The organism is Streptomyces hyderabadensis (assembly GCF_020404845.1).
Taxonomy (GTDB): Bacteria; Actinomycetota; Actinomycetes; order Streptomycetales; family Streptomycetaceae; genus Streptomyces; species Streptomyces hyderabadensis.
On sequence record NZ_JAIOJZ010000128.1, the window covers coordinates 1 to 1330 of the forward strand.

Here is a 1330-nt window from a genome sequence, read left to right on the forward strand (position 1 = left end):
CTGGAGCAGGGCCAGCGTCTCGTCGGTGACCAGGTGCTTGGAGTAGTCGATGCGCAGGTCGCCGACGCGCACGACGTACCGCTCCGCCCGCCCGGGGTCCTGGGCGAACAGCTCGCGCAGGTCCGGACGGGGCAGCGCGCTCTTGCGGTGGTCCGCGAGCGCGGTCCACTCGGGACGCTGGTCGAGCTTGGTGGTGTCAGACATGGACAGGGCTCTCCTTGCCGGCCTCGCCGCGCAGGGCGACGGCGTACATCTCGTCCGCGTCGAGGCGCCTGAGCTCCTCGGCGATGAGTTCGGAGGTGGGGCGCACCTTCAGTGCGAGGGAGCGCGGGGGCTGCCCGGGCAGGGTCATCGTGGCGAGCGGCCCCTCGGGACGGTCGATGACGATCTCGCCGTTCGCCGTGCCGAGGCGTACGGCGGTGACGACCGGTCCGTCGGTGACGACGCGGTCCACCCGGACGCCCAGGCGGGCCTCCAGCCAGCGGGCCAGCAGCTCGGCCGCCGGGTTGTCCGCCTCGGCCTCCACGACCGCCCCGGTCACCGGCACCCGGGCCTGGTCCAGGGCCGCCGCCAGCATCGAGCGCCACAGCGTCAGCCGGGTCCAGGCGAGGTCGGTGTCACCGGGGGCGTAGGCGCGCACCCGGCGCTCCAGGACCTCCATCGGCCGCTCGACCGTGTAAAGGTCGGTGATCCGGCGCTGGGCCAGCGCGCCCAGCGGGTCCTTCGCGGGGTTGTCCGGCGCCTGGACCGGCCACCACACGACGACCGGCGCGTCCGGCAGCAGCAGCGGCAGCACCACCGAGTCGGCGTGCTCGGACACCTCCCCGTACATGCGCAGCACGACGGTCTCGCCGGTCCCGGCCTCCGAGCCGACCCGGACCTCGGCGTCGAGGTGCGAACGGGTGCGGTCGCGCAGGTTGCGGGGGTGGCGCTTGATGACGACCAGGGTGCGCGAGGGGTGCTCGTGCGAGGCCTCCTCGGCCGCCTTGATCGCGTCGTAGGCGTTCTCCTCGTCGGTGACGATGACCAGCGTGAGCACCATGCCCACGGCCGGGGTGCCGATGGCCCGGCGGCCCTGCACCAACGCCTTGTTGATCTTGCTTGCCGTGGTGTCGGTCAGGTCGATCCTCATGGCCTGCGCCAGCTCCGTCCGTCTCGTGCGAGCATCTCGTCGGCTTCCCGCGGTCCCCAGCCGCCCGACGCGTACTGCGCGGGCTTGTCGTGCGAGGCCCAGTACTCCTCGATCGGGTCGAGGATCCGCCAGGACTCTTCCACCTCCTGGTGGCGCGGGAACAGGTTGGCGTCCCCCAGAAGGACGTCCAGGATCAGC

Annotated in this window: 1 protein-coding gene and 2 pseudogenes; all 3 read right to left on the reverse strand. The window is 72.6% G+C overall.

The genetic code is table 11. The annotated features are described in order from the left end of the window. A pseudogene (locus K7854_RS37165) lies at window positions 1-204 on the reverse strand (glucose-6-phosphate isomerase); the annotation flags it as partial. Continuing rightward, on the reverse strand, window positions 197-1132 hold the full coding sequence (gene opcA / locus K7854_RS37170; RefSeq protein WP_226030973.1) for a glucose-6-phosphate dehydrogenase assembly protein OpcA: 936 nt from the start codon (window positions 1130-1132) through the stop codon (window positions 197-199). The gene opcA and the pseudogene K7854_RS37165, both read right to left, overlap by 8 nt. Further along, a pseudogene (locus K7854_RS37175) lies at window positions 1129-1330 on the reverse strand (glucose-6-phosphate dehydrogenase); the annotation flags it as partial. The pseudogene K7854_RS37175 and the gene opcA, both read right to left, overlap by 4 nt.